At 64.1% G+C, this 25,785-nt stretch carries 23 protein-coding genes and 1 pseudogene; 16 read left to right on the plus strand and 8 right to left on the minus strand.

Translation table 11 applies throughout. The features are described 5' to 3' along the window. Positions 1 to 58: 58 nt before the first annotated feature. The 4 genes and pseudogenes from ACYVNQ_RS01765 to ACYVNQ_RS01780 all read right to left on the minus strand — a co-directional run bounded on the left by ACYVNQ_RS01765 (position 59) and on the right by ACYVNQ_RS01780 (position 3,244). On the minus strand, positions 59 to 1,447 hold the full coding sequence (locus ACYVNQ_RS01765) for a heavy metal sensor histidine kinase (RefSeq protein WP_460900417.1): 1,389 nt from the start codon (positions 1,445 to 1,447) through the stop codon (positions 59 to 61). Beyond that, complete coding sequence (locus ACYVNQ_RS01770) at positions 1,444 to 2,118, minus strand: heavy metal response regulator transcription factor (protein WP_460900418.1); 675 nt, start codon at positions 2,116 to 2,118, stop codon at positions 1,444 to 1,446. The genes ACYVNQ_RS01765 and ACYVNQ_RS01770 overlap by 4 nt, the downstream gene beginning before the upstream one ends. 144 nt (positions 2,119 to 2,262) lie before the next feature. Beyond that, positions 2,263 to 2,807 (minus strand): annotated as a pseudogene (locus tag ACYVNQ_RS01775) (alpha/beta hydrolase); the annotation flags it as partial. Positions 2,808 to 3,055: 248 nt separating this feature from the next. Further along, the gene (locus ACYVNQ_RS01780; RefSeq protein WP_460900419.1) at positions 3,056 to 3,244 is read right to left on the minus strand and encodes a CsbD family protein; all 189 of its coding nucleotides are present in this window, start codon (positions 3,242 to 3,244) and stop codon (positions 3,056 to 3,058) included. 196 nt (positions 3,245 to 3,440) lie between these two features. On the opposite strand from ACYVNQ_RS01780, the gene ACYVNQ_RS01785 reads away from it, so the two are divergent. After that, positions 3,441 to 3,905: a response regulator gene (locus ACYVNQ_RS01785; RefSeq protein WP_460900420.1), complete on the plus strand. Its 465-nt coding sequence runs from the start codon at positions 3,441 to 3,443 to the stop codon at positions 3,903 to 3,905. A gap of 167 nt (positions 3,906 to 4,072) precedes the next feature. Here the strand turns inward: ACYVNQ_RS01785 and ACYVNQ_RS01790 are convergent, their stop codons facing one another. Further along, the gene (locus ACYVNQ_RS01790; RefSeq protein WP_460900421.1) at positions 4,073 to 4,309 is read right to left on the minus strand and encodes a DUF2442 domain-containing protein; all 237 of its coding nucleotides are present in this window, start codon (positions 4,307 to 4,309) and stop codon (positions 4,073 to 4,075) included. A 335-nt stretch (positions 4,310 to 4,644) separates the two neighbouring features. Between ACYVNQ_RS01790 and ACYVNQ_RS01795 the strand changes: the two genes are divergently transcribed. Both ACYVNQ_RS01795 and ACYVNQ_RS01800 read left to right on the plus strand, forming a co-directional pair. Beyond that, positions 4,645 to 6,195, plus strand: coding sequence for a diguanylate cyclase domain-containing protein (locus ACYVNQ_RS01795; protein ID WP_460900422.1), 1,551 nt, complete (start codon positions 4,645 to 4,647; stop codon positions 6,193 to 6,195). A 212-nt stretch (positions 6,196 to 6,407) separates the two neighbouring features. Further along, on the plus strand, positions 6,408 to 7,139 hold the full coding sequence (locus ACYVNQ_RS01800) for a FadR/GntR family transcriptional regulator (RefSeq protein ID WP_460900423.1): 732 nt from the start codon (positions 6,408 to 6,410) through the stop codon (positions 7,137 to 7,139). Positions 7,140 to 7,163: 24 nt separating this feature from the next. Here the strand turns inward: ACYVNQ_RS01800 and ACYVNQ_RS01805 are convergent, their stop codons facing one another. Then, on the minus strand, positions 7,164 to 7,892 hold the full coding sequence (locus tag ACYVNQ_RS01805; protein ID WP_460900424.1) for a GntR family transcriptional regulator: 729 nt from the start codon (positions 7,890 to 7,892) through the stop codon (positions 7,164 to 7,166). A 250-nt stretch (positions 7,893 to 8,142) separates the two neighbouring features. Between ACYVNQ_RS01805 and ACYVNQ_RS01810 the strand changes: the two genes are divergently transcribed. The 4 genes from ACYVNQ_RS01810 to ACYVNQ_RS01825 all read left to right on the plus strand — a co-directional run bounded on the left by ACYVNQ_RS01810 (position 8,143) and on the right by ACYVNQ_RS01825 (position 12,470). Beyond that, positions 8,143 to 9,489 carry a cation:dicarboxylate symporter family transporter gene (locus ACYVNQ_RS01810; protein WP_460900425.1) on the plus strand — a complete coding sequence of 449 codons (1,347 nt, stop codon included), beginning with the start codon at positions 8,143 to 8,145 and terminating at the stop codon, positions 9,487 to 9,489. A 30-nt stretch (positions 9,490 to 9,519) separates the two neighbouring features. Then, positions 9,520 to 10,686, plus strand: coding sequence for an enolase C-terminal domain-like protein (locus ACYVNQ_RS01815; RefSeq protein ID WP_460900426.1), 1,167 nt, complete (start codon positions 9,520 to 9,522; stop codon positions 10,684 to 10,686). Between the two features lie 14 nt (positions 10,687 to 10,700). After that, entirely contained in the window at positions 10,701 to 12,062 is a 1,362-nt protein-coding gene (locus ACYVNQ_RS01820) for a class-II fumarase/aspartase family protein (RefSeq protein ID WP_460900427.1), read from the plus strand. A gap of 141 nt (positions 12,063 to 12,203) precedes the next feature. Continuing rightward, positions 12,204 to 12,470, plus strand: coding sequence for a hypothetical protein (locus ACYVNQ_RS01825; protein WP_460900428.1), 267 nt, complete (start codon positions 12,204 to 12,206; stop codon positions 12,468 to 12,470). A 206-nt stretch (positions 12,471 to 12,676) separates the two neighbouring features. Here the strand turns inward: ACYVNQ_RS01825 and ACYVNQ_RS01830 are convergent, their stop codons facing one another. Beyond that, on the minus strand, positions 12,677 to 13,369 hold the full coding sequence (locus ACYVNQ_RS01830) for a FadR/GntR family transcriptional regulator (RefSeq protein ID WP_460900429.1): 693 nt from the start codon (positions 13,367 to 13,369) through the stop codon (positions 12,677 to 12,679). 208 nt (positions 13,370 to 13,577) lie between these two features. Here ACYVNQ_RS01830 and ACYVNQ_RS01835 point away from each other — a divergent pair, with 208 nt between their 5' ends. From ACYVNQ_RS01835 to ACYVNQ_RS01850, 4 genes are all read left to right on the plus strand, one after another. Next, a complete protein-coding gene (locus tag ACYVNQ_RS01835) occupies positions 13,578 to 15,362 on the plus strand; it encodes a gamma-glutamyltransferase family protein (RefSeq protein WP_460900430.1) in 1,785 nt (594 codons plus the stop codon). 150 nt (positions 15,363 to 15,512) lie between these two features. Next, entirely contained in the window at positions 15,513 to 16,925 is a 1,413-nt protein-coding gene (locus ACYVNQ_RS01840; protein WP_460900431.1) for an MFS transporter, read from the plus strand. A gap of 19 nt (positions 16,926 to 16,944) precedes the next feature. After that, positions 16,945 to 17,499 carry a GAF domain-containing protein gene (locus ACYVNQ_RS01845; RefSeq protein ID WP_460900432.1) on the plus strand — a complete coding sequence of 185 codons (555 nt, stop codon included), beginning with the start codon at positions 16,945 to 16,947 and terminating at the stop codon, positions 17,497 to 17,499. Positions 17,500 to 17,645: 146 nt separating this feature from the next. Continuing rightward, positions 17,646 to 19,133, plus strand: a complete 1,488-nt coding sequence (locus tag ACYVNQ_RS01850; protein ID WP_460900433.1) for an MDR family MFS transporter — start codon at positions 17,646 to 17,648, stop codon at positions 19,131 to 19,133. A 30-nt stretch (positions 19,134 to 19,163) separates the two neighbouring features. Here the strand turns inward: ACYVNQ_RS01850 and ACYVNQ_RS01855 are convergent, their stop codons facing one another. After that, complete coding sequence (locus tag ACYVNQ_RS01855; RefSeq protein ID WP_460900434.1) at positions 19,164 to 20,027, minus strand: LysR substrate-binding domain-containing protein; 864 nt, start codon at positions 20,025 to 20,027, stop codon at positions 19,164 to 19,166. Between the two features lie 125 nt (positions 20,028 to 20,152). Here ACYVNQ_RS01855 and ACYVNQ_RS01860 point away from each other — a divergent pair, with 125 nt between their 5' ends. From ACYVNQ_RS01860 to ACYVNQ_RS01880, 5 genes are all read left to right on the plus strand, one after another. After that, entirely contained in the window at positions 20,153 to 21,190 is a 1,038-nt protein-coding gene (locus tag ACYVNQ_RS01860; protein ID WP_460900435.1) for an ABC transporter ATP-binding protein, read from the plus strand. Beyond that, on the plus strand, positions 21,187 to 22,308 hold the full coding sequence (locus ACYVNQ_RS01865) for an ABC transporter ATP-binding protein (protein WP_460900436.1): 1,122 nt from the start codon (positions 21,187 to 21,189) through the stop codon (positions 22,306 to 22,308). The genes ACYVNQ_RS01860 and ACYVNQ_RS01865 overlap by 4 nt, the downstream gene beginning before the upstream one ends. Positions 22,309 to 22,395: 87 nt before the next feature. Continuing rightward, positions 22,396 to 23,895: an ABC transporter substrate-binding protein gene (locus tag ACYVNQ_RS01870; protein ID WP_460900437.1), complete on the plus strand. Its 1,500-nt coding sequence runs from the start codon at positions 22,396 to 22,398 to the stop codon at positions 23,893 to 23,895. A gap of 6 nt (positions 23,896 to 23,901) precedes the next feature. Continuing rightward, positions 23,902 to 24,846 carry an ABC transporter permease gene (locus tag ACYVNQ_RS01875; RefSeq protein ID WP_460900438.1) on the plus strand — a complete coding sequence of 315 codons (945 nt, stop codon included), beginning with the start codon at positions 23,902 to 23,904 and terminating at the stop codon, positions 24,844 to 24,846. After that, the gene (locus tag ACYVNQ_RS01880; RefSeq protein ID WP_460900439.1) at positions 24,846 to 25,742 is read left to right on the plus strand and encodes an ABC transporter permease; all 897 of its coding nucleotides are present in this window, start codon (positions 24,846 to 24,848) and stop codon (positions 25,740 to 25,742) included. Before ACYVNQ_RS01875 ends, ACYVNQ_RS01880 begins: the two co-directional genes overlap by 1 nt. Positions 25,743 to 25,785: the final 43 nt, after the last annotated feature.

Consider the following 25,785-nt stretch of genomic DNA (forward strand, 5'->3'; position numbering starts at 1 on the left):
GCCGCCGCCGGGACATCGGCCCTGACGTCGCGCGACCGGCGCCGCTGGGTCGCAAGGCTCAACCGCGCGGAAACTCAAGCGTAAATCGCGTCACGCCGTCACCACTCGCGGCGTGCCACTTCCCGCCGTGCAGCATCATGATGCTGCGCACGATCGAAAGCCCGAGCCCACTCGATTCCGCCGAGCGCTGCCGCGATTCGTCGACACGATAGAAGCGGTCGAACAGCCGTTCGAGATGCTGAGGCGCAATCGTCGGTCCGCGATTTTCGACGTACACGGTGGTGCTCTGCGCCCCTTGCTGCGCAACCATCGAAATGGCAGTGCCCGGCTCGGCATAGCGCACCGCATTGGCTAGCAGATTCGCAAGCGCGCGGCGCAGCAACAGCGCATCGGCGTACACGTCGCCATCGCCGCGCCACTCGATACGCACGCCGCGATCATCGGCGAGATCTTCGAAGTATTCGGCCATCCGCTCGAATTCGTCCGCTACCGGCAGCAGCTTGCGTTCGATCGCATGGTCCGCATGTTCGGCGCGCGCGAGGAACAGCATGTTGTCGATCATCTTCGACATGCGCTGCAGTTCCTCGAAATTCGAGCCCAGCAGGCGCTGGTAATACGCCGGCTCGCGAGTCTGGCTCAAACCCACTTCGGTTTGACCGAGCAGGTTGCCGATCGGCGTGCGCAGATCGTGCGCCATATCGGCCGACACCTGCTTGAGTTGCGTGAAGCCGCGTTCGAGCCGGTCGAGCATGCCGTTGAACGCGCCGATCAGCGCATCGAGTTCGCGCGGTGCGTCGCGCCACTCGATGCGCGTCGACAGGTTGCCCATGCCGATCGATGCGGTTTGCGCGGCAAGCCGCTGCAGCGGCTGCATGCCGCGCCGCGCGAGCACGTAGGCGATCAGCGCGGCAAGCACGGCTGCAAGCGTCGCGAACAGCAGGATCTGATTGCGGTACTCGCGCAGCATGCGCGTGCGCTCGGTCATCAGCCGGCCTGAGATGATCTGCAGTTCGCGCTGCCCGCGCAACCCTTGCGCGGTGGCAGCGACGTAGATGAACGGCGTGCCGTCGGGCTCGGTTGCATGATGAACGGCGTCCAGCGAAAGCGCGGCATCCGGCGGCACCGGTGCGACGTTGGGAATCGCGGTGTCGCCCGGGTTCACGACGATCAGCGGCGCTTCGTCCGGATAGCGCACCACCAGTAGCGATTCGGTGTTGCCCAGCATGTTGGCAAACAGATGCGGCTTGTCGTGGATCAGATCGCGCGCGTCGATATCGCTCATCAAGGTACGGATCTGATCGACACGCGTGACGAGCGCGCCGTCGTCGCGTATCACCAGTTGTTGTTCGAGCCGGCGGTACAGCACGTAGCCGATCACCGCCATCGAACCGAAAGCGAGCAGCGCGAACAGCAGCGCGAGGCGCGTGGTCAGCGACAGGCGCTTCATGCTTCGTGCTCGAAACGGTAGCCGACGCCGTGCACCGTATGAATTAACCGGGCGTCGAATGGTTCGTCGATTTTCTGCCGCAAGCGGCGCACCGCGACATCGACGACGTTGCTGTCGCTATCGAAGTTCATGTCCCACACGCGCGACGCGATCAGCGCACGCGACAATACCTGCCCCGGGTTTTGCGCGAAAAAGTGCAGCAGGTTGAATTCCTTGTTGGTGAGCGTGATGCGCGTGCCGCCGCGCTCGACGCGCCGCTTCGGCACGTCGATGCGCAGGTCGCCGATTTCCAGCACTTCTTCCTGCTTCTGCGGCTGCCCGCGACGCAGGATGATACGGATGCGCGCAAGCAGCTCCGCGAACGAGAACGGCTTGACGAGGTAATCGTCGGCACCGAGATCGAGACCCTTGAGGCGGTCTTCGAGCGTGCCGCGCGCGCTGAGAAACAGCACCGGCGTATTGCTGCGCGCACCGAGTTTCTTCATCACGGTCCAGCCGTCCATCTCCGGCATCATCACATCGAGCAGGATCAGGTCGTAGCGCATCTCCTGCGCCATATGCAAACCGTCGATGCCGTTGGCGGCCACGTCGACCACATAGCCCGCTTCGGTCAAACCGTTTTGCAAGTACTCGCCGGTTTTCGTTTCGTCTTCGATGACCAGAATTCTCATATCGCTGCTTTTGCGTTTGTCGTGCCTTTGGGGGGGGGGCGTAAGGGGCATCAGGCTACCAGCGGAAAGCGGCCGGCGCATCCCGCAGGATGCACCGGCCGCTACGCACGACGAGCGCTAAGCTTCGGGCGTCGTCACGACCGCTTACTGGCCCGATTGCTGCGCCGCCTGTTCGATCAGCGCCGCCACTTCCTTGATGATCTTGTCCGCCTTCGCGACCATATACCAGCTCGGCTTGGTGTTCCATGCCGGATCGGGAATCGGCGCGGTAAACACCGAGGCCGCAGTCGGCATTTGCGCCTGCGCTTCGAATTCTGCCTGCGCGCGCGGCAGGTCGGCGGCAAAGTCCGCCGGATAATCGGCCGGGTTCAGGTACAGGAAGTTGTCCGGCGTCTTCACCACGGCTTTGGTCGAATTCGGGTATTTCTTGCCATTGCCTGCCTCGGTTTCACCGACATCGATGGCATGCGCTGCGATATAGACCAGCGATTTCACGTGCGCATCGTTGCCGGCTTCGGTGATGATCGCGCCGCCGTAGCTGTGGCCTACCAGCACGCACGGCCGTCGAGGCTGGCCAGCACGCGTTTGGTGGCGGTGACGTCTTCGTCGAACGAGGTCAGCGGTTCCTGCACCAAGGTCACCTTATAACCGTCGTGCGTAAGGATTTCGTAAACATGGCGCCAGCCGGCCTTAGTCCGGCATCACGTCAATTGGTTTGGGGGACAACGTGATGGCAAGTCTAATAAGCGCGCGCGAACGGCGCGGTTACCCGGTCATTACAAAAAAATGACGAGAAAAGCGCAACGGGAAAAGCGGCCGCGTGGGCGGCCGCTCGGGCGGACCTCGCTGCCCGCACAATCTGGCACGGCGGGGCGAGACCGCATTAGATGCGGTAGCGCGGGCGCGTAGATGCGCCCGGCTGCGGCTTATGCGTTGGCTAGTGCTTGCGCTTGGCGGAATCCTTCACCGCTTCCTTCATGTCGCCAACGTCCTTGCGCGTCTGGCCGACCTCTTGCTGGATGTCGCCCTTCAGTTCACGTGCAGGGTTGTCGGTCGCGCGTCCCACTGCCTCGTTGACCTTGCCCTTAACCTTCTCAACGGTACCCTTCACTTGATCCTTGTTCATCGCGGCTCTCCAAAGTGGACGACACATGCCGTCGCAGGTACTTGAGCATGTGGCGGGCCTGAGCTGGCCGGATCGATTGTGCGAAGCAGCATACGAAGTACTTCGCGCGTAGCGTGCGATCTTGCTGCACTCCGTGCAAAGAAGCCTATCGTATGGAATGCGGCTTGCTAAAATAAGCTTTATGGAGGGAGACAATATGGCAGTGATCCTAATTGTCGATGCCGACACCCATCTGCTGAGCACGCTCGGCCTCTTCATTGCGGCAGAAGGTTACGTGGTGCGTACCGCCACGAACGGCATCGAGGCCCTGAATCTCGCGCGTGCGAGCCGTCCCGATGTGCTGGTATCCGACGCGCGCACGCCGGGTATCGGGGGTGCGGACCTGGTGCGCGAGATGCGCCGGGACCCTGTATTGTCTACCGTGCCGGTGATCCTGACTTACAACAGCGCACTGCCGCCGCGAGTGCGCGTCTACCGTTTTATACGCAAGCCGCTACGGTATGCGAAGCTTTTGAAAATCTTGCGACGCGCGGAGCGTTTTTGCGCGAAGCAGCGCGTGCGCGAACGGCCCGGTAACTGGCGCCTCGTGCGGCGCGATCCTCTTCACGGTGTACATCACGGCGCCGCCCGCGAACTGAAGCACGAGCCGAAGCCAGGTTAAGCGGGTACGAGCAGCGGGTACAAGCAGCGAGTATGAGCGCAATCGCGACGCGCGGTTGTATTCGCGTATACGCGCGGCGATTGCGCTGCCGTGGCAGTTCTTGCGGCAACGCTTCGCGCAACCCCGTCAGGACGCTTCCCGCTGCGAGACACCTGAATCAAAAAATCTCAATGTCGCTCACCAGGCAGCGAATGCAGCAGCGCCGGCACGCTCACATCCTCATCCAGTTCGGGCCAATACAGTTGCTGGCGATCCAGCGAGATCGCGAAATGCGCCCGTTCGTCTGCCGTCGCGGCTTCGAGCACAGGAAACCAGCGCAGCGGAAACTCCACCGCCTGACCGTCGGATAGCTGAAGAAACAGATGCGCGCTATCGAAGCGCACATCGACTGCGTTCGCAAGCATGGCGGCCTCCCAAATAAGGATTGCTTCTACACGATAGGTAGCGTCGCGCCGCGCTGCAAGCCGATCGCGCATATCCCGATGCGGGCGGCGATGCGGGCAGCAATCACCGCTTCAGCCACATGAAATTCCGCGCTCGTCTGTGTACATTGCCCGCCAATCACAAGACGAATTCGGACTGCTGGCATAATTCGGGCGCCTCGTCCCTCGCGACGGGCAGCGTGTGCGGCTATCAAGGAACCGACTTGCGGCGCCGTAAACGCAGAGATCACCGTCCCTTTTCCGACGGGACGGAAAAGTAACGCCGAATGCGGTAGACCATGCCAGCCAGGCCGTTTATGTTCAATTTCCTCCTTGAGACGCCGGCTTCAGGCAACGGCCACGTCACCGCATCGATTCGCGCGTCGCTGCTGTCGACGCTATTCGAGAACACGCGCCCGCTGTTTATGTCGGGTTTGTCGAGTCTGTTCGTCGCGGCAGTCGCATGCGTGCGGCTGCACCAAACGTGGACGTGGCTGTGGCTCGTGGCCGAAGTGGTGTTTCTGAGCGCCCGGATGGGCATCGCATGCCTCTATGTGGCACGCAATCGCGTGGCGCCGGTTCACCCCGGGCCATGGGCCGCACGTTATGCACCGATGTCGCTGCTCGCGTGCCTGACCTTCGGCCTCGGCACGATGGCCAGCATCATCTCGTCCGATACCGAACTGGCCTTGCTCTCATTGATGGTGACCGCGGGTATTCTGGGCGGCATCGCGTCGCGCAATGCGGCGCTGCCGCGTCTGGCGATCATGCAGATCTTCATCGGCACGATTCCGATCGGCATCGGTGCGCTGCTCGCGCCGCGTGGTGGCGCATGGATTCTGGTGCCGCCGCTGTTCGCGTATCTGGCTGCGATGGTGTCGGTGGTGCGGCGCCATTACGAGGGCCTGGTCGCGTTGATGACCGCCGAGCAGCGGCATGCGGAACTGGCGGCGCGCTTCGATGCGGCGTTGACCCATATGCCGCACGGACTGTGCACGATCGACAGCGTCGGCAAGGTGATCGTCGCGAACCGGCGCGCAGCGGAACTGTTCGGCGCGACGGTCGAAATGCTGCGGCTGAACGTGCCGCTGCCGGAGTTCATCGGGCACGTCGGCGTTGCGAAGTTCGGTGAGACGCTCAGAAAGCAGATGGTCGAACGTTGTACCGCGTGGCTCGAGGGCGAGCGCGGCGCGCTCGATCTGCAACTGGACGACGGCCGTCAGCTCGAAATGACGCGTAACCCGGTGCCGGACGGCAGTGCGGTGATCATCATCGAGGACGTGACCGAGCGTCGGCAGTCGGAGGCGAAAATCCTGCATCTGGCGCGGCACGATCCGCTGACCGGGCTGCCGAACCGGCGCGACCTGTACGAGCGTCTCGAGCAACTGCTGGCCAAGCCGGCCGCCGGCGCGGCGCCGGAGGTCGCGCTGATGTACCTCGATCTGGACGGCTTCAAGCAGGTCAACGACCGCCTGGGCCACCATGCCGGCGACGAAGTGCTGACCACCGTTGCAGGCCGCCTGAAAGGAATGCTGTGGACTGGCGAATTCGTCGCGCGGCTGGGCGGCGACGAATTCGCGCTGGTGCTGGAGAACGGCACGTCGGCCGCCTGCGAGGCGCTCGCGCCGCGCGTGATTCGCGAGCTGGCGAAGCCTTACATGCTGTCCACTGGCGAAGGGATCAGCATCGGCACGAGTATCGGCATCGCGTTTGCGAAAAGCGGCGAGTCGATCGAGCAGCTGCTAAAGCGTGCGGACGTCGCGCTGTATGACGCGAAGGAAGCGGGCAAGGGCGTGTTCCGTTTCGCGTCGCCGGCGTGCGACGAGGGCAGCGGATCGGGCGTACTCAAGCGCTGGCCGATGCCTTGACGATGCCGTAACAATGTCTGAAGCCGCGCGCGTCGGCTTTCTGCGTGGAGTTTCGTGACCGGCGAAGCGGGCAACGCATTGCCTGAATCAGCCATGATTCGTCTCCGTTTGGCGATGCACGCTAGCGTCGGGCATCATGTGGGGTGCAGCAGTATGCGAAGTCCTGCCAACTGCCGCAAAATAGCCCGACCACAGATAAACAAGGAGACGTCATGGGACAGCGGAGCATGCCTGACGGCGCGCTGGGTCATGTCATCAAGCAGATTGAAAGCCGGCTGCTCGAGCGCGATTTGCAGCCGGGGGCGCGTTTGCCTTCCGAGCGGGCGATGGCCGAATCGTTCGGCGCGTCGCGCTCGACGGTGCGCGAGGCGATCCAGCGGCTGGTGGCGCGCGGCACGCTGGAGACGCGGCGCGGCAGCGGCGTGTTTGTCAGCGCTGCACAGCATGCGTTGCACGCGATGCCCGATGCGATGGCGATCTGGCTGCGCAGCGACGAAGGCGCGCCGCAGCGCAGCGAAACGCTTGAATTTCGTGCAATGTTCGAATGCTGCGTGGCGCGCTTTGCTGCAGAGCGTGCTACTGCCGACGAACGCGAGCGGCTAGGCAGCGCGCTGCGCGACATGGCGCGCGCGGTCACTGCCGACGACGTCGAAGCCGAAGCGCGCGGCGACGCGAACTTTCATATGACGCTTGCCGCGATGGCGCACAACTCGATGCTGACGCGCTTCTACACGTCGGTCATCGATCAGTTGCGCGATCACATTACCCGCAACACGTACACGGCCACGGCGCAGGATCTCGCGCATGCGAAAGAGCGGTCGCTGGCGCGTCTTGCGCAGCACGAGCAGATTTATGTCGCGATCTGCGAGGGCGCGCCGGACGGCGCCGCACTAGCGATGGCGCAGCATCTGGAATTCGTCGGCGGGCAATTCAGCGCGGCGTAAGCGACGTTTGAGTCACCGCTGCCGTCACCCCTGACGCCGCAATTGCAACGCGTACGTGTACCGGTCCGCCGGAAACACGCTGACGGTAGCCTCGAACACTGCGCCATGCTGGTCGACGTAGTGGCGCGTGATCTCCAGCGCGTGGCCCTCTGCCTCGGCGGCCAGCGGCTCGGCGAGCCGGGCCGGCACGCCGATCGCGCGAATTTCCTGACGCACTTCCTGCACCGCGCGTCCGAAACGCTGCTCGACCATCTCGCAGATCAACCCGGAGCTGTTGCTGCGCAATTCGCGCCGCAAACCCGCGCCGAGCGGCGCATCCAGGTACACATCGGTCCAGCAGATCGGCCGCTCCGGCTTGGCCGGATCGACGCGCAGCAATTCGACCCGCAGCCAGCGCGAGCCGGCCGGCACGCCTAGCTGCGCGGCGAGCGCCGGGCTCGCCGACACTTCGGCGATCGCCTGCACGTGCCGTTCGGTGACCACCGCGAATTGCATCAGGTCTTCGAGGTTCGACATCGACTGCTCGAACGCGACCCGCGGCTTGCTCGCTTCAACGCGAATGCCGGCCCGCTTGCGACGCGAAATCAGCCCCAGTTCCTGCACTTTCTCCAGCGCGGAGCGCACCGTGGCGCGGCTCACGCCGTACTGTGCGGAAAGGTCCAGTTCGCTCGGCAGAGAAGAGCCCACTTCGAAGGTGCCGTCGCCGATCGCCTGGATAAGCTGGTCCGCCAACTCGGCGTATCGGGGTTTCATGGACAGCGATCCTCAATCGGTTGCGGTATGCGGGGTGCGGCATTTGCTGCGGCGCGCTAATGCTAGCCCGCGCGCCGCGCATTGCCAAGCGGGACGGGGCGCAGCGCAAATAGCGGCGAGTCCGCTACAGGTAAACCCGAGGTTGACCCATCGGGCGAGCGGCTAATATAGTCCGTACATATTCTAAAAGTACGGACATATTGAGGTGTTGTCCAGTGCTTTCCCGGACAGGCAGAAACGGAGACCCACCATGGCTTTTCAGACCGACACCGCGAGCCGCTCCGGCGCGGAAGCACCCAGCGCCGCGCCGCGCGCGAAGCCCCCGGTGTATGCGCGCCTCGGCGTGCAGATCGTCGTGGGCATCGTGGTGGGCATCGCGCTCGGCTTTATCGCGCCGAAGCTGGCAGTCGACATGAAGATCCTCGGCGACATCTTCCTGCGCCTGATCAAGATGATCGTCGCGCCGCTGGTGTTCCTGAATGTGGTGCTCGGTATCGCCGCGGCGGGCGACCTGAAGAACGTCGGCCGCATCGGCCTGCGCGCGCTGATCTACTTCGAGATCGTCTCGACCATTGCGCTGGCGCTGAGCATGGTGGTGGCGAACCTGTCCGACGTCGGCATCGGCATGCATCTGACGCAAAGCGCCGATGCGGCGGCCGCGGCACATGCGCAATACGGCAAGGCCGCGCCGGTGTCGTTCGAACATTTCATGCTGACGTTGTTCCCCGATAACTTCATCGGCGCGTTCGCGAACGGCTCGCTATTGCAGGTGCTGGTGATCTCGATCGGCTTCGGCGCGGCGCTGCTGATGCTCACGCACGAGCAGCGCGGCAGCGTCGAGCATGCGTTGACGCGCATGTCGGAAGTGTTCTTCAAGTTCGTCGACGTGATCATGAAGTTCGCGCCGCTCGGCGCATTCGGCTCGATCGCGTTCGCGATCGGCAGCAGCGGCATGAGCGCGGTGATCTCGCTCGGCTATCTGCTGGTCGTGATGTATCTGTCGCTGGCGTTCTTCGTCGTGGTGGTGCTCGGCATCGTGCTGCGGCTGTACGGCTTCAACGTGTTCCGCTTTCTGCGCTACTTCAAGGAAGAAATCTTCCTGCTGTTCGCCACTGCTTCATCGGAAAGCGCGCTGCCGCGGTTGTTCGAAAAGCTCGAGCGGCTCGGCTGCACGCGCCAGGCGACCGGCCTCGTACTGCCGACCGGCTACGCGTTCAATCTCGATGGCACCGCCGTCTACATGTCGCTGTGCGTGATGTTCCTCGCCAACGCGTACGGCGTGCCGCTCAGCCTGCATCAGCAGATCGGCCTGCTGTTGCTGATGCTGGTCACGTCGAAGGGCGCGGCGACCGTGTCGGGCGGCACCTTCATCGTGTTCGCGGCCACCGTGACGGCGTCCGGCCTGTTGCCGATCGAAGGCTTGCCGATCCTGTTCGGCATCAACCGTTTCACGTCGCAGGCGGTGGCGATCTGCAATTCGATCGGCAATAGCGTGGCGACGCTGGTGATCGCGAAGTCGTCCGGCGAGTTCGATGCCAACACTGCGCGCGACGAATATCAGCGCGTGTTCGGCGCGCGGCCGGGCAAGGTCATCTGATTCCGCTCATTCAAGTTCCAAGGGAAAGTTATGCGTATCACTGCGGTCCGGGAGACGTCGGTCCCGCTCGAAGGCAACGTCGCGAATGCGCTCGTCAGCTTTGCCGAACATGATATTTCGCTGGTTGCGCTGCATACCGATGTTATGCGCGACGGCAAGCCGGTGATCGGCTATGCGTTCGATTCGATCGGCCGTTTTGCGCAAGGCGGCATTCTGCGCGACCGGATGATTCCGCGGCTGCTCGCCGCGGCACCGGAAAGCCTGCTCGATGCGAGCGGTGAACTGTTCGATCCGCAGAAGGTGCTGCAGACGGTGATGCGCAACGAGAAGCCGGGCGGTCACGGCGACCGCGCGGCGGCAGCCGGCGCGCTCGAACTGGCGGTGTGGGACCTCAACGCCAAGCTGCTCGACGAACCGGCGCACGTGACGATTGCACGCTGCTTCGGCCGGCGCGGCAAGCTCGAAGGCGTCGACGTCTACGCGGCGGGCGGCTACTACTACCCGGAAGAAAGCGCGCAGCGGCTGATCGATGAACTCAACAGCTATCGCGCGCTGGGTTTCGACGCGTTCAAGATGAAGATCGGCGGCGCGGACTTGCAGAAGGACCTCGCGCGTATCGACGCGGCGCTGAGCGTCGCGGGCGCCGGGCAACGCCTCGCAGTCGACGCGAACGGCCGCTTCGATCTCGATACCGCGCTTGCCTATGCGCGCGCGATCGAGCCGTATGACTTGCGCTGGTACGAAGAGATCGGCGACCCACTCGACTTCGATCTGAACCGCCAGGTAGCGCAGGCATACGACGGCCGCATTGCAACCGGCGAAAACCTGTTCTCCGTGCCGGACGTGAAGAACCTCGCTCTGTTCGGCGGCATGCGCGCCGGCAAGGACGTGTTCCAGATGGACGCCGGCCTCGCATATGGCCTCACCGAATACGCCCGCATGATCGACCTGATCGAGCGCTTCGGTTTCAACCGCGCGCAGGCGTATCCGCACGGCGGCCACCTGATCAACCTGCACATCGCGGTCGGCCTCGAACTGGGCGGCTGCGAAGCGTACCCCGGCGTGTTCCAGCCGTTCGGCGGCTATCCGGCCGGCTGCGGCGTCGGCGGCGGTCTGGTACGGCCCACCGAAGCCGCCGGTTTCGGTCTTGAAGAAAAAGATGGTTTGCGCCCATGGCTGGCGCGCCTTGCAGCTTGACGAAGGAACTGACGATGGCAACGACTGTATTCGACTCCGCATTGTTCCGCGACATGTTCGGCACGCCCGAGATGCGCGACGTATTTTCCGACAGCGCGTATATCGCGCGCTGCATCGACGCCGAGACGGCGCTTGCGCGTGCGCAGGCGAAGGCCGGCCTGATTCCCGCCGATGCCGCGCGCGAGATCACCGAGCGTGCCGATTTCAGCAAGCTCGATCTCGATCTGATGCGGCGTGAGACGGAGATCGTCGGCTATCCGATCCTGCCGCTGGTCAAGCAGGTCAGCGAGATGTGCGGCGAAGCGGGCGGCTACCTGCACTGGGGCGCGACGACGCAAGACATCATGGATACCGCGACGATGCTGCAATGCGCGCGCGGCGTGGCGATCATCGAGCGGCAACTCGACGAAGTGCGTGACGCGCTGCGTCATCTGGCGGATCAGCACGCGGATACGGTGACCGCGGGCCGCACGCATTTGCAGCACGCGCTGCCGGTGACGTTCGGGTTTCGCGCTGCCGTGTGGCTGTCCGCATTGAACCGTCATGCGGAGCGTCTGCAACAGGCGAAGGCGCGCGCGCTGATGGTGGAGTTCGGCGGTGCGGCGGGCACGCTTGCGTCGCTCAACGACGTGCCGCGCGCACTCGAAACGCGGCGGCTGTTCGCAGAGGAGCTTGGCCTGCGCGATCCGGAAATCACGTGGCACGTTGCGCGCGATGGCCTGTACGAACTGGTCTCGCTGCTGGCCAGCATCGGTGGGTCGCTCGGCAAGATCGGCCTCGACGTGATGATGATGGCGGCCTCCGAATTCGGCGAAGTGGCCGAGCCGTTCGTACCGGGCCGCGGCGCGAGCTCGACGATGCCGCAAAAGCGCAATCCGATTTCCAGCGAACTGATGTTCGCCGCCGCGAAGATGCTGCGCGAGCGCGCCGCGTTGATGCTCGACGGCATGATGCACGACTTCGAACGCGCGACCGGCCCGTGGCATCTGGAATGGAGCGCGGTGCCGGAGAGCTTCCTGCTGGCCGCGAGCGCGCTGCATCAGGCGAACTTCATGCTGCGCGGCCTGCAGGTGGACGCCGCGCGGATGCGCCGCAATCTCGATCTCACCGGCGGCTTGATCGTCGCCGAAGCGGTGATGATGGGCCTTGCACCCGCGATCGGACGTCAGCACGCGCACGACGTGGTGTATGACGCGTGCCGTATCGCGATCGAACAGAACCGTACGCTGTATGAGGTTCTGGCGGCCGACGCGAAGATCGCCGGGCGCTTCAGCGATGCGCAGTTGCGCGCGCTGACGGACCCGGCGAATTATCTCGGTGCCGCGGCAGAGATGGCGCGCAACGTTGCACGCGCAACCAGCGTGAAGGCGCAGTGAGGTTTTAGCCGCCGCTTCGTTCCAAGCCAACCGAAAATTCCTGTTACGAATCTGTCAACACCGTTGCACCTGTGTCAGCCATCGGCTCCTACACTCGATTCCGGGTTCACAAGTCATGCACGCAATGTGCGAGGAGTCGAGATGAACAAGAAGATGATGCTTGGCGCAGTGCTGGGTCTGGCGGTATTGGGTGCATCGGCGGCAGCGTCGGCGCACGTGAACGTTGCGGTGGGACTGGGCGTGCCGGTCGAAACCTATGTGCCGGCGCAGCCGGTGTACGCGGCGCCGGTGGTGTATGGATACAACGGCGGCTACGACCCGTACTGGCGCGAACATCGGGAATGGCGTGAGCGCGAATGGCGCCGTCATGAGCGGCGTGAGTGGCGCGAGCATCACGGCTGGCGCTAATACGGGCTAACGCGAGGCGAGGCACGAGGCACTGATACGAAGCATTGACACGAGGCGCGGCCCACAACCTTCGCGCCGCCTCGAGCTCGCACCACAAGCCTCAAGCCAGACCTTGTCCGATCAACCGGCCGGCCGCGCGACGTCAAGCCACGCGGCCGGCCGGGTCAAACCACCATCAGCCGTCGCTTCGACGCGCATCACAGTCCTCACGCGCGCTGCAGACTCTCAACACGCTGCGCATGCTTCTCCCGCGCCGCCATTCTCGTCTGCACGCTAAGCAGATGCTCGCGCATTCTTCGCTCGGCCAGTTCGCTATCGCGCGCGGCCATCGCCGATACGATCGCCTGATGCTGCTCGGCAAAATGCCGGCGCGTTTCCTGATCCACCGTTTTCTCGCGTAGCGCGGGCTTCACGCGTACGCCGTTGATCGCTTCGAGCAAAGCGATGATGGCCGGGTTGCGCGTGGCTTGCGCGAGCAGCGAATGAAAACGATGGTCCCACTGTTGCCATTCGTAGTCGTCTTTGGTCGCGGCATTCTTGCGCGCGACTTTCTCGAGTTCTTCGAGGTCGTCGGGGCTCGCTTTCATTGTGGCGAGAGCCACCAGCGCAGGCTCGATCATCAGGCGCATCTCGGCGACGTCGGTCGGGCTGGTGCCCATGCTGAGCCCGCTTAGCGTGGGTGAAAACTTCAGCGGACGCGCGCCGAGATAGGTGCCGCGGCCGACGCCGCGCCAGATGCGGCCCGCTGCTTCCAGCGTGGCCAGCGCGCCGCGCAGCTCGCGCCGGCTCACCGACAGATCTTCGGCAAGCTTGCGCTCGGCCGGCAGCAGATCGCCATCTCTTAGTTGATGCTTCGCAATGTAGTCGACGACACGGTCGAGCACGGGTGTTTCAGGCATATTCTCTTTACCTCAAACCAATTGATATTGGTTCAATGTATCACGGTAACATGACACCCTGACGTTTAACTTGACTAATACTTATTGACCGTAAATTATGAAGCAAATTACGATAGTGCGATGAGAAACCCGCAAGAAACCCTTCCGGGTACAGGTTTTGAACCAATATAGATTGGTTCAAAAATGCAAGGTGTAGAAAGGCAAACTCATGGCATTTACCACGCGCCCGGAACTGATCGGCACGTTCGGCATGGCGGCTTCGACGCATTGGCTCGCCACTGCATCGGCGATGGCGGTGCTCGAAAAGGGCGGCAATGCGTTCGACGCCGCAGCGGCGGCGGGCTTCGTGTTGCAGATCGTCGAACCGCATCTGAATGGTCCGGGCGGCGAATTGCCGGTGGTGTTCTACAGCGCGCGCGAGCAGCGCGTACGGGTGCTCTGCGGGCAGGGCGTCACGCCCGCAACGATGACCATCGAGCGCATGCGCGGCATGGGGCTCGACGTCGTGCCGGGCACCGGTTTGCTGCCCGCGGTGGTGCCGGGCGCGTTCGGCGGCTGGATGACCTTGCTGCGCGACTACGGCCAGCTGCCGCTGCAAGACGTGCTCAGCTACGCGATCGGCTATGCGGAAAACGGCTACCCAGTGGTGCCGCGCATGGCCGCATCGATTGTCGCGATCAAGGATTTCTTTGTCAGCGAGTGGCCAACCTCGGCACAGCAATGGCTGATCGACGGTGAGGCGCCACAGCCGAACCAGCTGTTCCGCAATCCGTCGATCGCAGCAACTTACAAACGCATTCTTGAAGAAGCCAGCGCGGTCGCCGACCGCACGGAGCAATGCGAGCGCGCACGTCATGCGTTCTATGAAGGCTTCGTCGCCGAGGCGATCGATACGTACTTCCGCACGACGGCGGTGCTGGACACCTCAGGCCGACGCAATACCGGCCTGTTGACCGGCGACGACCTCGCGCGCTGGATGCCGAGCTACGAAGAGCCGGCAAGTTACGAATACGCAGGCCTCAAGGTGCACAAGACCGGGCCGTGGGGCCAGGGGCCGGTGTTTCTGCAGCAGCTGGCTTTGCTGAAAGGCTTCGATATCGCGCAGATGGATCCGACCGGGCCTGACTTCGTGCACACGGTGATCGAATGCGCAAAGCTCGCGTTCGCGGATCGCGAAGTGTTTTACGGCGACCCGCGCTTCAATGATGTGCCGCTCGAGACCTTGCTGAGCGACGCCTATAACGACGAACGCCGCAAACTGATCGACCCCGCGCGCGCATCGTTCGAGTTCCGTCCCGGGCAAATCGGCGACAGCCGGCTGCGTATGGAGAAGGTGCTCGCGAACGCCGGCCGGCAGCAGCCAGGCGGTTGCGGACAAGGCGAGCCGACTTTCGCGCCGCTGCCCGAATTGCGCGGCGACACCGTGCATCTCGACATCGTCGATCGCTGGGGCAACATGGTGTCGGCCACGCCGTCGGGCGGCTGGCTGCAGGCGTCGCCCGCGGTGCCGAGCCTTGGCTTCAACGTGACGACGCGCGCCCAGATGTTCTGGATGGAAGAAGGCTTGCCGTCGTCGCTGGGTCCGGGCCGCCGGCCGCGCACCACGCTGTCGCCGACGCTGGTCACGCGCGATGGCGCGCCGTACGCGGCATTCGGTTCGCCGGGCGGCGATCAGCAGGATCAGTGGTCGCTGCAGTTGTTTCTGCGGCATGTGCACGCGGGCATGAACCTGCAGGCTGCGATCGATGCGCCGTCGTTCCAGACTGCGCATTTCCCGGGCTCGTTTTATCCTCGCGCGATCTCGCTCGGCAAGATGTCCGCGGAAGGGCGTTTCCCGGAAAGCACGCTGGCCGAACTGCGCGCGCGCGGACATGACCTGACGGTAGCGGGACCGTGGTCGCTCGGCCGCGTCTGCGCAGTGGGTCTGCGCGACGGCTTGATGCGTGGCGCCGCGACGCCGCGCCAGATGCAGGCGTACGCGGTGGGCCGCTAGCAGGGGCAACCCGGCCGGCGAGGTCGACGCGACGCAAAGCGTAGAGCCAACGCATGGCCCACGCGCAGCCGACAAAAGCACAGGCCGCCGCAGAGCCGCAGCCCGCATCGCCAATATTGACCATCAGCAGATTTTCAGGGGAGTAGCGCCATGTCTTCGATTGCGGCTCGGCTCGAGCGGTTGCCGTTATCCGGCTTCCATCGCAAGCTGCTGATCGTCGGCGGCCTCGGTTATCTGTTCGACGGGCTCGATTCGTCGTCGCTCGCATTTCTGCTGCCGATCGTCAGCAAGCTGTGGCATCTGAGCAGCGCGCAGACCGGGCTGGTCGCAAGCAGCACGTATATCGGCTATTTCTTCGGTGCGTTTCTGTCCGGCGTCAGCGCGGACGTGATCGGCCGGCGCCGCATCATGATGAGCGCGCTGTCGATCTATTGCGTCGCTTCGTTCGCGAGCGCGCTCGTCAACGACTGGCATGCGTTCTTTGCGCTGCGTATCGTCGCGGGCTTCGGCTCCGGTGCGGAAGCGGTGGTGATCGCGCCGTTCCTCGCGGAATTCGTGCCGCGCCGCTATCGCGGTATTTTCTGCGGCTCGCTGGTCGGCTTCATGTCGTTCGGCTATCTGACTTCGTCGATTCTCGGCTTCACGGTGGTGCGCAATTTCGACGAAGGCTGGCGCTATGTTGCGATGCTCACCGCGGCGCCGGTCGTCATGCTGTTGTGGTGGCGCCGGTCGCTGCCCGAATCGCCGCGCTGGCTCGAAAGCCGCGGCTCGACGCGCGAGGCGGAGCGCATCGTCACCCAGGTAGAAGACTGGTTCAAGAGGCGCGGCATCAGCTTGCCGCCGGCCGCCGCAACCGTCGATCCGCAACCGCTTCACGATACGCGCGGCGGTGCATTCAGCAACGTGGCCGCATTGTGGTCGCGGCGCCTCGCCGGCGTGACCGCGATCAGCTGGGTGATGTGGTTCTCGGTTGCGTTCGCGTACTACTCGTTTTTCTCGTGGATCCCGAGTCTGCTCGTCAAGCAAGGGCTGACGATCACGCAAAGCTTCGGCTACTCGATTGCGATCTATGCGTCGCAAATCCCCGGTTATTTCTCGGCTGCGTATCTGAACGAGCGCATCGGGCGTAAGGCGGTGGTGTCGTCGTACATGCTGCTCGGCGCGATCGCGGCGGTGTTTCTGGCTCTTTCGCATGGCGAGCTCGGCATCATGGCAGCGGGCATGTGTCTGTCGTTCTTCATGAACGGCGCGTTTGCCGGCGTCTACGCGTACACGCCGGAAATCTTTCCGACAGCGGTGCGCACTACCGGGGTCGGGTCGTCGTCGTCGTTTGGGCGCATCGGTTCGGTCAGCGCGCCGATTCTGGTCGGCTTCGTCTATCCGGCGTTTGGCTTTGTCGGCGTGTTCGGCATGACGACCGCGGTGCTGGTGATCGGCGCCGCGATCGTGTTCTGCCTCGGCATCGAGACCCGCAACCGCTCGCTCGAAGACATCGAAAAACAGGAGCTGGGCGCAACCCGCGGCGTCAGCGGCTTGCGCGGCTCGACCGAGTTGCACGGCTGATTCGCTTACGGGATTTTTCATGCACGCCGAACCGCGCCCACTCACCGTTGCCGATCTGTCGCAGCTTGCGCACGCATTGCGCGGCGCGTTGCAACCCGACACGATTTTTCGCGCAGTCTATGCGCTTGCCTGCGAGACCATCGGCTGCAAGCTGTTCACGATCATGTCGTTCGATGCGGATCGCTACGAGGTCGAGCGACTGTTCACCAATACGCCGACGCTTTATCCGCTCGGCGGCCGCAAGAAAAAACGCGGCAGCGCGTGGGGCGTGCAGACGCTGGAGAACCTGCAGCCGTTTCGCGCAACCACGCCGGAGGGCATCCGCGCCGCATTCGACGATCATGCGTTGATGGTCGGCATGGGGCTCGGTTCGATTCTGAATATTCCCGTTGCGTATGACGGGCGCTGCGTCGGCACAATGAATCTGACGCATGTCGAAGCCTGGTATACCGAAGCGCACGAGCAGGCCGGCATTCTGCTCGCATCGTTTCTCGCTGCGCCGCTGGCGCTGTATCGCGGCAATGCGCAACCGGCTGCAATCAGCGTGCACGCCGCGATAGCCGGGTGTACGTGAGCGGCTGCTTACACTCAGGCAACGCTCTGGCAATCCTCAAGGAAGCTCAAGCGCGATTTGCATTCGGCTGGCAGAATGCGGTCTTGAAGTGACGCGCTTGCGTGTCACCCCCCGCCCCCCGCAATCGAAACTCCTCACACTACGACATGAGCGAATCGCGCAAGTCCGGACGTGCGCTCGTCATTGCTTCGGTCATGGCATCGATGGCCATGATCGCCATCGAGATGACGATCGTTTCAACCGCCATGCCGCAAATCGCGACACAGTTAGGCGGCTTGAATCTGTATAGCTGGGTGTTTTCGTCGTTCCTGCTCGCGCAGACTGCGATGACGGTAGTGTTCGGCAAACTCGCAGATCTGTTCGGCCGCAAGCCGGTGATGCTGGTCGGCATTGCGGTGTTTCTCGCGGGTTCGCTGCTGGCCGGCTTCGCGTGGTCGATGCCGGCGATGATCGTGTTTCGTCTTATCCAGGGTATCGGCGCCGGCGCGATCCAGCCGGTCGGCATGACGATCGTCGGCGACCTGTATCCAGCGCATGAACGCGGCAAGGTTCAAGGCTATCTGGCGAGCGTGTGGGCCATTTCCGCGGTGGTGGGCCCGGTGGTCGGCGGTTTGATCATCCGCGATCTGTCGTGGGCGTGGATCTTCTGGATGAACATCCCCATCGGCCTGCTGGCTGCCGCCGGCTACATCGCGTTCCTGCATGAAGCGCCGCGCCAGCAGCGTCCGTCGATCGACGTCGCCGGCGCGGGGCTGTTCACGATCGCGATGGCAGCCTTGATGATCGCGCTCACCGATGCGGGCACGTCGGCCACCGAACATGCGCTGTACGCATGCGCGGTGTGCGTGGTGGCGTCGGTGCTGTTCGTGCTGCAGGAGCGCCGCGCGCCTGAGCCGATGATTTCGTTCGAGCTATGGGCGCGCCGGCCGATTGCCGCGACCAATGCGTCGACGCTGTTGACCGGCATGGTGCTGATGGGCGCGACGACCTTCCTGCCGATCTACGTGCAAGGCGTGCTGCAGCGCTCGCCGGTGGTGGCCGGCATGGCGCTGACGATGATGATGTTCGGCTGGCCGGTAGGCGCGACGATTTCCGCGCGGCTGTTCCGCCGCTTCAATTTGCGCGCGATTCTGGTGGTGGGTAGTGTGTTCATCCCGATTGGCGGCATCGTGTTCGCGTTGATGAACATCGACGCATCGCCGCTGTTGCCCGGGCTCGGCTCGTTAGTGATGGGTTTCGGCATGGGGCTCGCGGCGACTTCCGCGCTGGTGCTGATCCAGGAGATCGTCGAAGGCGGGCAGCGCGGTGTCGCGACCGCATCGAACCTGTTTTCGCGCAATCTGGGCAGTACGCTCGGTGCGACCTTGTTCGGCGCGGTATTCAATTTCGGCCTCGCGCACGCGAAAGGGCTGGGCGCGGTATCGACCGATCAGTTGCGCTCGGCGCTCGATGCGTCGGCCGGCAAGGTCGGCATCAGTGGCGATATGGCGGTGCGGCTCGCGTTGCAGCAATCGCTGCATCTGACCTTCGTGATCCTGCTGGTGGTGGCGGTTGCAGTGCTGTTGCTGGCGATGCTGGTGCCATCGGTGCGGATCCGGCACGCCCATGAAGTGACCACGACGGTCGCGCACTGACACTGAAAACGCAGACGTGCGCGGCGTGCTTCATCCATGCAGCGCATCGATAATCGCCTGCGTGATCGCCGGCCGGTCGTACGACGCGCGCTGGATCATGCCTACCGTGCGCAACATCGGCGGATTCGCAATCGACAACACGCGCAGCGACGGATCGTTGCGCCAGTTGCCCCGATGCAGCAGCGGCAGCACCGCGACACCAACGTTCTCGCGCACCAACGCGACGATGGTTTCGATCGAATTGAGTTCGAGATATTCGTTGACGCTCAAGCCCGCCTTCTGCAGCGCCTGATCGACCACGCGGCCGGTGCGCACGCGCCGGTCGAAGCGCAGAAAGCCGTGACTGCGCAAGATGCGCTGCGGATCGCTATCGGCGATTTCATTGTTGACGATCAGCACCAGCGGCTCGCTATACAGCGTGGTCCATTTGAGCGTGTCGGCGAGCGTCGCGTCCGCACGCGCGACCACCGCGGCGATATCGACGTCGCCGGCTTCGACCATCGCGGCGAGTTCGTCGGAGCGCGCGGACAACAGCCGCACGTCGAGTTGCGGATGCGCGGTCTTTAAACGCGCGACCACCAGCGACAACGCACCGATCACCGACACCACCGCGCCGATCGTCACCGGCCCGACCATCGTGTCGTTGCGGTCCGAGCCGAGCTCGTCGAGCAGGTCGAGAATCTGTTCGACCTTCGGCCAGATTTCCTGCCCGTAGCGGCTCAGCATCACCTGACGGCCGCTGCGATCGAACAGCTGGCGGCCGAGCGCTTCCTCGAGCCCGCGCATCTGCAGGCTCACCGCGGCTTGCGTCAGCGCGACCCGTTCCGCGGCGGCCGCGAACGATCCGGTCCGCGCGACGGCTCGAAAGGTCCTCAACATGCGCAGCGTAGGCATCGCTTGTTCAAGTAAAACTTAAGTGTCGGCAAGAAATATTAATATTTTCTGTCATGTTGTGCACGCGATAATCACGGTCTAACCAAGCGTCTAGAGGCGACCAGCCCCATGTGGAGTCTGTTGGCATGAACGGCGGCGAGCACCAGCCCGTACTCGCGGTCGACGGCTTTTCCCTGAAATTCTCGCGTGCGCCCGGCGTGCCGAATCTGGTCGACAACGTGTCGTTCTCAGTCGGCAGCGGCGAGACGCTGTGCATCGTCGGTGAATCGGGATGCGGCAAGAGCGTCACGTCGCTCGCGCTGATGGGGCTGCTCGCCAGTCCACCGGCGCAACGCGTGGCCGGCACCGCATTGTTCGACGGCCGCGATCTGTTCGCGCTGTCCGAGCGCGAGCTTGCGGATATTCGCGGCAACCGGCTGTCGATGATTTTCCAGGAGCCGATGACGTCGCTGAATCCGGCGTACACGATCGGCGAGCAGATCGCCGAGAGCATTCGCCGGCATCGTGGGGTCGACCGCGCCGAAGCGCGCGAACAGGCGCTCGAAATGCTGCGCCTCGTACGCATTCCAGCGCCGGAGACGCGGCTCGATGCGTATCCGCATCAGTTGTCGGGCGGTATGCGTCAGCGCGTGATGATCGCGATGGCGCTGGCGAACCGTCCGCGTCTGCTGATCGCCGATGAGCCGACTACCGCGCTCGACGTGACGATCCAGGCGCAGGTGCTGTCGCTGATTCGCAATCTGCAGGCCGAGACCGGTACCGCGATGGTGCTGATCACGCACGATCTGGGTGTGGTGGCGGAAGTCGCGGACCATGTCGCGGTGATGTACGCCGGCCGCATCGTCGAATACGGCACGGTGACCGACCTGTTCGACGATCCGCAGCATCCTTATACGATTGGCCTGATGGGCGCGATTCCGTCGGTCGGCAAGCGCGAAGGCGCGCTGGCGACGATCCGCGGCTCGGTGCCTTCGCCTGAACAGATGCCGAATGGCTGCCGTTTTGCGCCGCGCTGTCCGTTTGCCGAACAACGCTGCATCGATGCGGCGCCGCCGGACAAGACCCTCGATGGTGTGCATCGCGTAGCGTGCTGGCTCGCGCCGGTCGAACAGAGCATGCAATCGCACAACGACGCCACGCCGCCGCGCCGGGAGGTCGCATGAGCACGACAAACCCATCCGACGCCAATCCGCGCATGCCGATCATCGAAGCGCGCTCGCTGACCAAACACTTTGGCGGCACGCGTCAGCTGTTCACGCGCACGCCGACTGTCTATGCGGTGAATGACGTGTCGTTCGCGGTCCAGCCGGGCGAGACTTTCGCGATCGTCGGCGAATCGGGCTGCGGCAAGTCGACGCTCGGCCGCCTGCTGCTGCGCCTGATCGAGTCGACCCAGGGCCGCGTGTTTTATCAGGGCAAGGACATTACGCATCAGCAGGGCGCGCCGCTTCGGCGGCTGCGTCGCGAGATGCAGATCATTTTTCAGGATCCGTTCGCGTCGCTGAATCCGGGTATGACGATCGGGCAGATCGTCGGTGAGCCGATCGCGCTGCATGGGCTCGCGCGCAACGGCGCCGAGCGGCGCGAGCGCGTCGCCGATCTGCTGCGTACCGTTGGCCTGCAGGCCGCGTACGCCGATCGCTATCCGCATGAGTTCTCCGGCGGCCAGCGGCAACGCATTGGCATCGCGCGCGCTTTGGCCGGCGAGCCGAAGCTGATCGTCGGCGACGAACCGGTCTCGGCGCTCGACGTGTCGGTGCAGGCGCAGGTGATCAACCTGCTCGAAACGCTGAAGCAGGACCTCGGCCTTACGCTGATCATGGTTGCGCACGATCTGGCAGTGATCCGCCATATGAGCGATCGCGTCGCGGTGATGTATCTCGGCGAAATCGTCGAGCTCGCCGATGTCGACGCGCTGTTCGACGCGCCGCTGCATCCGTACACCCAGGCGCTGCTCAGCGCGATTCCGGCTAGCAGCCCACACGAGCGGCGCACGCGGCCGGCCTTGTCTGGCGATTTGCCGAGCCCGACCAAGCCGCCTTCGGGGTGCCGTTTCCATACGCGCTGTCCGCATATGAAGCCGCAGTGCGTGCAGGAGCGGCCGGTGAGCGAGTCGCTGCCCGACGGCCGGCGCGTCGCGTGTCACTTCTGGCGCGAGATCCAGAACGCAGGCAGCGGCGCGCCGTTGGCCGCGCGCGTCAGCACGAAGCTGACCGAGCGCCTCGCGCTGTACCGCGAACGGCAGACGGCGCAAGCGGCCGCGACCGTCACCGCCGAGTGAAGCACCTGAGCCCGATAGAAAAGCGCGAACGCCGATCGTCATCCAAACCACACCGCTTCATGTACTGACAAAAGAAAGGAAGTCCGCATGCGAAGAATGTTGATAGGCGCCGCGCTCGCGCTTGGCGCGTCCGCCGCGATGGCGCAGACCAGCCAGATCCGGATCGGCTTGCAGGACGATATCGGCACGCTCGATCCTGCCCGCAGCGTGCAGTTCGTCGACCGCGTGGTGTTCGCGTCGCTGTGCAATTCGCTGGTCGATATCACGCCGGACCTGAAGTTCTCGCCTATGCTCGCCACCTCGTGGAGCACCAGCGCCGACGGCAAGACGCTCACCTTCAAGCTGCGCCAGGGTGTGAAGTTCCAGGACGGTGAGCCGTTCAACGCCGCCGCTGTGAAAGCCAACCTCGAACGCGACCGCACGCTGCCGACCAGCAACCGCAAGAGCGAGCTGGCCTCGGTCGATCATATCGACGTGGTCGACGCCAACACGGTGGCGATCGTGTTGAAGCAGCCGGACGCATCGCTGCTCGCGTCGCTGTCGGACCGCGCCGGCATGATGCTGTCGCCGAAGACCTTTGCCGATGCGGCTGGCGTGGCCTCGCATCCGGTGTGCTCGGGCCCGTACAAGTTCGTGCAGCGCGTGCAGAACGACCGCGTCGTGCTCGAAAAATTCGATGGCTACTGGGATGCCGCGAAGTACCCGATCCAGCGCGTGATCTTCCAGCCGATTCCGGACGCAACCGTGCGCCTCGCGAATCTGCGCTCGGGCTCGCTCGACATGCTGGAACGCCTCGCGCCTTCGGACGTGAACTCGGCCAAGGGCGACTCGAACCTGAAGTTCGTGGCGACGCCGGGCCTCGGCTACTACTACGTCGCGTTCAACCTGAACAATGGCCCGCGCGGCAATTCGGTGCTGCGCGACAAGCGCGTGCGGCAGGCCTTCGATCTGGCGATCGATCGCGATGCGATCAACCAGGTGGTCGGCGCCGGTATTTTTCCGCCGGCCAACCAGGCGCTACCGAAGGCGAGCCCGTACTTCGACGCAGGCTTGCCGATGGTGCATCGTGACGTCGCGAAGGCGAAGGCGCTGCTGAAGGCGGCCGGCCACCCACAGGTCGAGATCGAGTTCGCGTATCCGAACAACACGGTGTCGAGCCAGATCGTGCAGATGCTGCAGGCGATGGTCGGCGAGGCCGGCTTCACGCTGAAGCTGCGGCCGACCGACTACGCGGCGCAGCTGAACGCGGCGCATAACGGCGACTTCCAGGCGATGTATCTGGGCTGGTCGGGCCGCGTCGATCCGGACGGCAACCTGCATCAGTTCACCACCTGCGCCGGCAACCTGAACTACGGCAAGTACTGCAACCAGCAGGTCGACGATGCGCTGAACGCGGCTCGCGTGAAGCAGACCGTCGCCGACCGCAAGGCGCAATACGATGCCGCAGCGAAGATTCTGGCCGACGAAGATCCGCTGCTGTTCGTCTACGTGCAGCCGTGGCCGTTCGTGCTGTCGAAGAAAGTGCAGGGCTTCACCGCGTATCCGGACGGGCTGATCCGTCTGCGCGACGTGAGCATCAAGGGCTGATCGATCATGCTGCGGATCATTGCTAATCGCGTGCTGGTGGCGGTGCCGACGCTGATTCTGGTGTCGATGCTGATCTTCGGCCTGCAGAAGCTGCTGCCCGGCGACCCGGTCACGGCGCTCGCCGGCGAAGACCAGGATCCGCAGCTGATCGCGGCGCTGCGCGTCAAGTATCACCTCGACGAGCCGGTGCCGACGCAATACGCGCTGTGGGTGAAGGATGTCGTGCAAGGCAACCTCGGTGCGTCGCTGCGCACCGACGTGCCGGTCACGCAGCTGATCGCGCAGAAGCTGCCGGTCACGCTGCAGCTCGCGCTGATGGCGATGATCTTCGCAATCGGCATCGGGATTCCGGCGGGCGTGCTGTCTGCGGCGAGTCGCGGCGGTGCGCTCGATTACGGAGCGAATATCTTCGCGCTATCTGGCATGTCGATCCCGAACTTCTGGCTCGGCATCATGCTGATCTTTATCGTGTCGGTGCGCTGGCATCTGCTGCCGTCGTCCGGCTATGTGCCGCCCGGCGAAGACTTCTGGATGAGCATCAAGACGATGCTGATGCCGGCCTTCGTGCTCGGCGCCGCGCTCGGCGCGCAGCTGATGCGCCACACGCGCAGCGCGATGCTGAGCGTGCTGCGCACCGATTACATCCGGACCGCGCGCGCGAAGGGGTTGCTGCGTGGCACGGTGGTCGTCAAGCATGCGTTCCGCAACGCGCTGATTCCGATCGTCACGGTGCTCGCGCTGCTGTTCGGCGAACTGCTGGCCGGCGCGGTGCTGACCGAACAGGTGTTCACGATTCCCGGCTTCGGCAAGCTGATCGTCGATGCGGTGTTCAACCGCGACTATGCTGTTGTACAAGGTGTGGTGCTGGTCACCGCGCTATGCTTCATCATCGTCAATCTGTTTGCCGACGTGCTCTATATTTTGCTTAATCCCCGCATGAGACGCAGCTGATGGCTACTCCCGCAGCACCCGTCCGCTCACCTGCCGCGCCCACGACCGCAGCCGCATTGCCGCGCCGCAAGCGCCGCGGGCTCACCAAGTTCATGCGCAACCGCGCCGCGGTGTTCGGCGCCGCGCTGGTGGCGCTGATCGTCGTGATGGCGCTGTTCGCGCCGTGGCTCACGCATTACGACCCGGTCCAGGCAAGCTTCCTCACCGTGCGCCAGGCGCCTTCCGCCGTGCACTGGTTCGGTACCGACGAACTCGGCCGCGACGTGTATAGCCGTCTGCTGTACGGTGCGCGCGCGTCGCTGCTGGCGGGCGTCGTGTCGGTGGGCATCGCGGTGGTGATCGGCGTGCCGCTTGGCTTGGTGGCCGGTTATTTCGGCAAGCTGGTCGATGGCGTGATCTCGCGCATCGCCGATGCGCTGCTGTCGATTCCGTTCCTGATTCTCGCCATCGCGCTTGCCGCGTTCCTCGGCCCGAGCCTCACCAATGCGATGGCCGCGATCGGTATCTCGGCGATGCCGCGCTTCGTGCGGCTCACGCGTGGCCAGGCGCTCGCGGTGAAAGCGGAGGAGTATGTCGAAGGTGCGCGCGCGATCGGTCTCGGCCACGGCCGCATCATCGTGCGCTACATCCTGCCGAACGTGCTGCCGCCGATCATCGTGCAGGCAAGTCTGACCATCGCGACCGCGATCATCGCCGAAGCCAGCCTGTCGTTCCTCGGGCTTGGCCAGTTGCCGCCGGCGCCGTCGTGGGGCTCGATGCTGAACACGGCCAAAGACTTCGTGAGCCAGGCGCCGTGGATGTCGATCTTCCCCGGTATCGCGATCTTTCTCGCGGTGCTTGGCTTCAATCTGCTCGGCGACGGATTGCGCGATGCGCTCGATCCGCGCGAGTCGTAAGGCGAAAGCCATGTCTCACTGCAGCCGCCTCTGACTCTGCCAT

Source organism: Paraburkholderia jirisanensis (assembly GCF_054782355.1).

Coding starts and splice junctions, on each gene's coding strand:
- ACYVNQ_RS01770 (WP_460900418.1), bottom strand. CDS start 2,118: ATGAGAATTCTGGTCATCGAAGACGAAACGAAAACCGGCGAGTACTTG.
- ACYVNQ_RS01815 (WP_460900426.1), top strand. CDS start 9,520: ATGCGTATCACTGCGGTCCGGGAGACGTCGGTCCCGCTCGAAGGCAAC.
- ACYVNQ_RS01810 (WP_460900425.1), top strand. CDS start 8,143: ATGGCTTTTCAGACCGACACCGCGAGCCGCTCCGGCGCGGAAGCACCC.
- ACYVNQ_RS01795 (WP_460900422.1), top strand. CDS start 4,645: ATGTTCAATTTCCTCCTTGAGACGCCGGCTTCAGGCAACGGCCACGTC.
- ACYVNQ_RS01800 (WP_460900423.1), top strand. CDS start 6,408: ATGGGACAGCGGAGCATGCCTGACGGCGCGCTGGGTCATGTCATCAAG.
- ACYVNQ_RS01785 (WP_460900420.1), top strand. CDS start 3,441: ATGGCAGTGATCCTAATTGTCGATGCCGACACCCATCTGCTGAGCACG.
- ACYVNQ_RS01875 (WP_460900438.1), top strand. CDS start 23,902: ATGCTGCGGATCATTGCTAATCGCGTGCTGGTGGCGGTGCCGACGCTG.
- ACYVNQ_RS01840 (WP_460900431.1), top strand. CDS start 15,513: ATGTCTTCGATTGCGGCTCGGCTCGAGCGGTTGCCGTTATCCGGCTTC.
- ACYVNQ_RS01820 (WP_460900427.1), top strand. CDS start 10,701: ATGGCAACGACTGTATTCGACTCCGCATTGTTCCGCGACATGTTCGGC.
- ACYVNQ_RS01855 (WP_460900434.1), bottom strand. CDS start 20,027: ATGCCTACGCTGCGCATGTTGAGGACCTTTCGAGCCGTCGCGCGGACC.
- ACYVNQ_RS01870 (WP_460900437.1), top strand. CDS start 22,396: ATGCGAAGAATGTTGATAGGCGCCGCGCTCGCGCTTGGCGCGTCCGCC.
- ACYVNQ_RS01845 (WP_460900432.1), top strand. CDS start 16,945: ATGCACGCCGAACCGCGCCCACTCACCGTTGCCGATCTGTCGCAGCTT.
- ACYVNQ_RS01850 (WP_460900433.1), top strand. CDS start 17,646: ATGAGCGAATCGCGCAAGTCCGGACGTGCGCTCGTCATTGCTTCGGTC.
- ACYVNQ_RS01835 (WP_460900430.1), top strand. CDS start 13,578: ATGGCATTTACCACGCGCCCGGAACTGATCGGCACGTTCGGCATGGCG.
- ACYVNQ_RS01805 (WP_460900424.1), bottom strand. CDS start 7,892: ATGAAACCCCGATACGCCGAGTTGGCGGACCAGCTTATCCAGGCGATC.
- ACYVNQ_RS01780 (WP_460900419.1), bottom strand. CDS start 3,244: ATGAACAAGGATCAAGTGAAGGGTACCGTTGAGAAGGTTAAGGGCAAG.
- ACYVNQ_RS01865 (WP_460900436.1), top strand. CDS start 21,187: ATGAGCACGACAAACCCATCCGACGCCAATCCGCGCATGCCGATCATC.
- ACYVNQ_RS01790 (WP_460900421.1), bottom strand. CDS start 4,309: ATGCTTGCGAACGCAGTCGATGTGCGCTTCGATAGCGCGCATCTGTTT.
- ACYVNQ_RS01830 (WP_460900429.1), bottom strand. CDS start 13,369: ATGCCTGAAACACCCGTGCTCGACCGTGTCGTCGACTACATTGCGAAG.
- ACYVNQ_RS01880 (WP_460900439.1), top strand. CDS start 24,846: ATGGCTACTCCCGCAGCACCCGTCCGCTCACCTGCCGCGCCCACGACC.
- ACYVNQ_RS01825 (WP_460900428.1), top strand. CDS start 12,204: ATGAACAAGAAGATGATGCTTGGCGCAGTGCTGGGTCTGGCGGTATTG.
- ACYVNQ_RS01860 (WP_460900435.1), top strand. CDS start 20,153: ATGAACGGCGGCGAGCACCAGCCCGTACTCGCGGTCGACGGCTTTTCC.
- ACYVNQ_RS01765 (WP_460900417.1), bottom strand. CDS start 1,447: ATGAAGCGCCTGTCGCTGACCACGCGCCTCGCGCTGCTGTTCGCGCTG.